The 5,525-nt window shown below is 50.4% G+C and carries 7 protein-coding genes; all 7 read left to right on the top strand.

Annotated elements, in window-relative coordinates:
• Window positions 1-449: 449 nt before the first annotated feature.
• The 7 genes from RMO35_RS08275 to RMO35_RS08305 all read left to right on the top strand — a co-directional run bounded on the left by RMO35_RS08275 (window position 450) and on the right by RMO35_RS08305 (window position 5,213).
• A complete protein-coding gene (locus RMO35_RS08275; protein WP_309740161.1) occupies window positions 450-1,424 on the top strand; it encodes a ribulose bisphosphate carboxylase small subunit in 975 nt (324 codons plus the stop codon).
• 219 nt (window positions 1,425-1,643) lie between these two features.
• Window positions 1,644-2,237 (top strand): hypothetical protein, encoded by a 594-nt coding sequence (locus RMO35_RS08280; RefSeq protein ID WP_309740163.1) that lies wholly within the window; start codon window positions 1,644-1,646, stop codon window positions 2,235-2,237.
• Entirely contained in the window at window positions 2,230-2,901 is a 672-nt protein-coding gene (locus RMO35_RS08285) for a ParA family protein (protein ID WP_309740164.1), read from the top strand. The genes RMO35_RS08280 and RMO35_RS08285 overlap by 8 nt, the downstream gene beginning before the upstream one ends.
• Before the next feature lie 2 nt (window positions 2,902-2,903).
• Window positions 2,904-3,320 (top strand): hypothetical protein, encoded by a 417-nt coding sequence (locus RMO35_RS08290; RefSeq protein ID WP_309740165.1) that lies wholly within the window; start codon window positions 2,904-2,906, stop codon window positions 3,318-3,320.
• Between the two features lie 142 nt (window positions 3,321-3,462).
• Window positions 3,463-3,789 carry a carbon dioxide-concentrating mechanism protein CcmK gene (locus RMO35_RS08295; RefSeq protein WP_309740166.1) on the top strand — a complete coding sequence of 109 codons (327 nt, stop codon included), beginning with the start codon at window positions 3,463-3,465 and terminating at the stop codon, window positions 3,787-3,789.
• An 89-nt stretch (window positions 3,790-3,878) separates the two neighbouring features.
• Window positions 3,879-4,226, top strand: a complete 348-nt coding sequence (locus RMO35_RS08300; RefSeq protein WP_396135050.1) for a carbon dioxide-concentrating mechanism protein CcmK — start codon at window positions 3,879-3,881, stop codon at window positions 4,224-4,226.
• 219 nt (window positions 4,227-4,445) lie between these two features.
• Window positions 4,446-5,213 carry a carbon dioxide-concentrating mechanism protein gene (locus RMO35_RS08305; RefSeq protein WP_309740167.1) on the top strand — a complete coding sequence of 256 codons (768 nt, stop codon included), beginning with the start codon at window positions 4,446-4,448 and terminating at the stop codon, window positions 5,211-5,213.
• Window positions 5,214-5,525: the final 312 nt, after the last annotated feature.

Consider the following 5,525-nt stretch of genomic DNA (forward strand, 5'->3'; position numbering starts at 1 on the left):
TTGTGGCGATCGTAGATACAGTGGCGGTCGGCAATGACTTGACGTATAGCAAACGTAATGTCTCCTGAATAAGAAATTACTATAGCGAAAAGTGCGGCACGGTCGGGTGCCCTGCTCAGTGGGAACAGGGGTTCCCCCTGCTTGGGTATCAGGGCTGACTTATTGAAAAAATAAAAATAATTTTGTAGGTTGGGTAGAGAGTACCGCGAAACCCAACCTACAGGTGAATTTCAGATTTTTCTTTAAAGAGTAGATCGGCCCTGTTGCTTGGGTATGGGGTGACGGAGGGGTTTCCCATCCGACCAAACTCCGCATGTGAAGCACCTTTTCAAAACAATTAATCCCTCCAAAGCGGCAATCTTACCGCCAAGGATGTTGGCTGGATCTGGTCTAGACAAGACCGAATTTAAACTCAGAAGTTATTAATGATTTAATAGAGAACCTTAGATATGAGTGATATTAGTGATAGCGTCCGCCAGCAAATTCGTCGGTTATTGAGCCAAGGCTACCGGGTCGGCTTGGAGTATGCCGATGCTCGCCGCTTTCGGACTGGTTCGTGGCAGAGTGCCAGTGTCGCCCAAGGCAGTGAAGGCACTGTCCTCGGTAGCATTGCCAGCATTTTGGACGAACATCAAGGTGAATACGTCCAACTTTTGGGTATCGATACCACTGCTCGATCGCGCGTACTAGAACTGATGATCCAGCGACCTGATGGCGCGGTGACTCAAGTAAGCAACGCGAAAATTAATGGTGGTAAAACCGCTGCTGTTGCCAGCAATGGTCATGGAACTGGTGCTGGTAGTGATGTCGCTCAATCAGTGCGGCAACTGTTAAGTCAGGGTTATCGGATCGGCACCGAGTTCGCAGATGTGCGTCGATACAGAGCCACCTCTTGGACTAGCGGCCCGTCCTACCAAGGTACCCGCGACGGTGAAGCTGTAGCGATGTTGAGCGAGCTAGTTGCCGCCCACGAACACGACTACGTGCGGATGATCGGCATCGATCCCCAAGCCCGTCGGCGCGTGATGGAAGTCATCATTCACAAGCCTGGTGAGCCAGCTACCCTGAGTACGAGTGGCGGTAGCCACAGTAGCTCGTTTAGTAGCGCTTACGGTGGCTCGAGTACGAGTAGTAGCGTTGGTGGCAATGTCAAAACCTCCTTAAGTGCTGAAGTCGTCGCATCCGTGCGCCGCTTACTCGAAAGCAGTTACCAAATTAGCACCGAACATGCCGATATCCGACGGTTTCGGAGTAGCTCTTGGCACACTTGTAAACCTGTATCCGCAACTCGCCTCCAAGAGGCAGTCTCGCAATTAGAAAGTTGCTTGATGGATCATGAAGGTGAATACGTGCGGCTGATCGGCATCGATCGCCAAGCCAGACGGCGCGTTCATGAGGAAATTATTCAACGTCCTCAAAAATAACACGATCGGCGAACGGCAAAAAGTTACCAGTAAACACTAATCGTCACAACAGCCCGCTCGATCGACTAGATCCGGCTGGCTCCAGTCGCTACTAGCCACAAGTGGGATCGGGCGCTAGCAGATCGATAGATCTTGAGGTGTCAAGTTGCGATTTGAGCTTGACATTCCCGCTCGGTCGATCTGGTAAGTTGCTGTTTGCCGTTTTTCCGAAAACTCCTAATGCTAACTAAGTTTCGATCTGTATCTAGAGAGGTAGTTCCCGTCCATGTGGATGGGAATGTCACGATCGATCCGAGCGCGGCAATCGCGCCTGGAGTCTTGCTGCAAGCTGAGGAAAACAGTCGAATTACGATCGGGGCAGGAGTCTGTATCGGCGCGGGGACGATCGTCCATGCTGCTGGCGGAAATTTAGATATTTGCCTGGGCGTCTGTTTGGGTCGCGGGGTGCTGATTATCGGCAGCGGCACGATCGCGCCCAATGCCTGTATCGGAGCGGGTACGACCGCGATCGATCCCCAGATTGAAGAAGGTGCGGTCATTCCCACTCATTCACTCATCGGCGATCGCAGTCGGGGTGAAGTCTCAGTAGTAGACGCGGATTTACCCCCACCACCTGCAACTAATGTGGCGCAGAGTGCCCCTGCCGATGGCTGGGATACCACCGACGCCTGGGATACACCGATCGTCGAACCCCCAGTGGCACCACCGCCCGCACCAATTGCCACGATCGAAATCGACCTCAATGCAGTCAAATCCGTCGCCGGACGCGCCAACTTCGATCGACTCAAACGCCATCTGTTCCCTAATGGTTGACCTCATGACCGTGCCAGTACCACCAAAACTCACGACCACCAAGATTACGATTGTTTTAAACGGTAAAGGTGGTGTGGGTAAAACCACCACGGCAGTAAATTTAGCAGCTATCTTTGCCGAACACCATCGCGTCTTATTGGTCGATGCCGATCCGCAAGGCTCGGCAAGTTGGTGGATTAAGCAATCTGAAGGTCACAACTTAGGCTTTGAGACTAAGGTTTTAACCGATTTTACTGGCGTCAGCCGCAAACAATGGTCGGATTATGATATCGTCGTTGTCGATATGCCACCCGCCCTAGATTCGATTGCGTTGGCGGCGATTATGCCAGTGGCAGACTATTTAGTGCTGCCAACTCCCCCCGCACCAATGGATCTGGCGGCATTGATTCGCACGGTCAGACAGGTAGTGATTCCCTCCCAGATTGCCCATCGCGTCCTCCTGACGAAAGTCAACTCTCGTGGTTTGAAAGAAGCTCAAGAAGCCCAACAAACTCTCTTACAGTGTCAAATTCCGGTTTATTATACAGTAATTCGGAATTTGAAAATTCACGAACGAGCGGCGATGGCAGGCTTACCCATCAGTCAATACAAAGGTCAAGCCGCCGCACCTGCGGCAGCAGACTATCGCTGTGTAGTTAATGAAATCTGGACAGATTGGAGCTAAATATGCCGATTAGAAAAAAACGACCGTCAGCATCTGATGTGTTGCGACAAGAAATGCAGCAACCATTGGTGATACCCGCTCGGAATCCAGATCCCGAGCCAAACCCAACTCCTTCTACAAATATTAATATGACACCTACTCAAGACGATGCCGTGACAGCCGCTCAGCTCAAAAAAGTCCAAGAAAGTGAAGCTAAGCTTCAGCAACAGATCGAAGATCTTAACTCCAAACTAAAAGCCCAAGCTGATACGATCGTCAAATTGGCCGAACAGTCACAAGCTCCCGCCAAAGGCAAAAGCGCAGCGCTAGTCAAGAAAGATACCAGCAGATCCAATGCGTCCATTACCGCTCGCCCCACAGAATCCCGAGAAGAAACCGCTCGCCGTCGTGCTAATACCGATATCGGCTGGCTCGACTAAGGTTAGTACCAGGTAACGCCGCAGCGGTAGAGATAGCAACTAGTTAGTGTGTGCTCCAGCGACGAGCTGACACTCAATTGGGCGCTGTCTCTACCGCCAAGCCGCAAGAGATAACGGTAATTTAGCGAAGAGGAGATGGCTAATGGCTAAGGAGCGCAGTTCTCGTCAGGCTGTCGGGACGATCGAAACTGATGGATTTCCGCCTGTATTGGCTGCGGCTGATGCGATGCTCAAAGCTGGCAATGTGACATTAGTCTACTATGGCTTAGCCGAGCGGGCGGAGTTTATCATTGCCGTACGCGGTACGGTGTCCGCTGTCGAGCAAGCAGTGGCGGCGGGGGTGATTGCTGGTGAAGCGACCAAGCGCGGTACGATTATCAGTCACTACATTATCCCCAATCCACCCGAAAATGTCGATAGTATCATGCCGATTCACTATACGGAAGCTTCGCGAGATTTCTGGGTGTGAATTTAGTGGATAGTGGATAGTGGCAGATCGTGGGGGTCAATAAGTGCTGACGATCGATAGTTTAATAGTATTTATGGAGGATATTTTTAATGGCTGATTCAATGAGTTCTCAACAAGCGGTTGGTTCGATCGAGACCAAGGGTTTTCCTGCCGTCTTAGCTGCTGCTGATGCGATGCTCAAAGCCGGACGCGTCACACTAGTCGGTTATCTTAGGGCTGGTTCGGCACGATTTACCGTCAATGTTCGGGGCGATGTCTCCGAAGTCAAACAAGCAATGGCGGCTGGGATCGATGTCGTCGAGAAAGTCTATGGTGGGACATTGGAATCCTGGGTAATCATTCCACGCCCACATCCGAACGTTGAGCGAATTCTACCAATTGGTTATACTGAAGAAGTCGAAGAATTTCGCGCTCAAGTTGAGGGTCGATTTAATTAGTATTTCGCGATCGAGCGATTCGATTCTCACTAAGATCTTGTTGAGAATCGAGACAATTTTAACAGCCGTCAGCTTCCGATAGTTTCCGCTAAACCTAGCTGGTGGTGGGCTAAACATAGCTGGTGGGTAGTGCCCACCGCTCGGGTTTCAGGCACGATTTCGCGATCCACTATCCACTATCCACTAAATTCACCCTTGGGGGAGCCTTTACAGCCAGCGATGTCCAATATTCATGCTGAAAGTGCCATCGGGTTAATATCTACTCGTAGCTTTCCGGCTATGGTAGGAACGGCAGATATGATGATCAAATCTGCCGCAGTCACTTTAGTGGGTTACGAAAAGATTGGGGGTGGCTATTGTACGGCGGTGATTCGCGGTCGGTTTCCCGATGTCAAATTGGCTGTCGCTGCTGGTGCGGAAGTCGCCGAGCAGATGGATGAGTTGATTTACCAAACAGTAATTTCCCGTCCCTTTCCAAATCTTAATGTCGTGTTGCCAATTAGCGACCGGATGCTAGCACAAATTGTTGGCAAAAGCAAGCTTCGCAATCTGGCGATCGGGTTGCTTGAAACCAGAGGTTTTCCGCCGATGGTAGGGGCGATGGATGCGATGCTCAAAACTGCCGATGTGTATGTGGCTGGCTATGAAAAAACTGGTGCTGGATTTTGTACGGCGATTATTCGCGGCACGGTTTCCAATGTGACGATCGCGTTGGATGTCGGCATGTCAGCCGCCGAACGGATCGGGGAATTGCGCTCGATCATGGTAATACCCAGACCGTTAGAAGACTTGGAGCGGACGATTCCCACCGCTAGTTATTGGCTCGAAACACCGCTGACGATTCCCGAACAGCAACCGCTAGCAATCCCGTTGAAACTCCCGCAAACGGTGAGTGTGCCCTTGGTCGAAGTCGAAGTTGTCGAAGTCGAAGTCGTCGAAGTCGAACCAGCAAGACTTAACGAAGAATTGAAGTCAATGGATGATTAATAATTAATCATTAATCATTGACGATCGAGAGCGATCTGTGTCGAGCGTGGGCATAATTAGGCGGTGCAATCAATGAGTTGCACCATCTAATTATTTTTAGGCACATATTTTAAGTTAGTGTAACGCCTAAGTTGGTGTCCTGTTACGCTGGCAAATATCGCTATTTGGGATCGATCCTCACAACTTCCTCAAACTTTTGGACTAAACTACGATTGATATTGTTGAGCGAACAAATTATCCATCAAAATTCTCGGCGATCGAGAAAGCATCAAATTGTGACGTCCGCGATACTCTCAAGGAATCTAAATCATG

It is taken from the genome of Chamaesiphon sp. OTE_20_metabat_361 (assembly GCF_031364565.1).

Coding starts and splice junctions, on each gene's coding strand:
- RMO35_RS08275 (WP_309740161.1), top strand. CDS start 450: ATGAGTGATATTAGTGATAGCGTCCGCCAGCAAATTCGTCGGTTATTG.
- RMO35_RS08300 (WP_396135050.1), top strand. CDS start 3,879: ATGGCTGATTCAATGAGTTCTCAACAAGCGGTTGGTTCGATCGAGACC.
- RMO35_RS08285 (WP_309740164.1), top strand. CDS start 2,230: ATGGTTGACCTCATGACCGTGCCAGTACCACCAAAACTCACGACCACC.
- RMO35_RS08290 (WP_309740165.1), top strand. CDS start 2,904: ATGCCGATTAGAAAAAAACGACCGTCAGCATCTGATGTGTTGCGACAA.
- RMO35_RS08280 (WP_309740163.1), top strand. CDS start 1,644: ATGCTAACTAAGTTTCGATCTGTATCTAGAGAGGTAGTTCCCGTCCAT.
- RMO35_RS08305 (WP_309740167.1), top strand. CDS start 4,446: ATGTCCAATATTCATGCTGAAAGTGCCATCGGGTTAATATCTACTCGT.
- RMO35_RS08295 (WP_309740166.1), top strand. CDS start 3,463: ATGGCTAAGGAGCGCAGTTCTCGTCAGGCTGTCGGGACGATCGAAACT.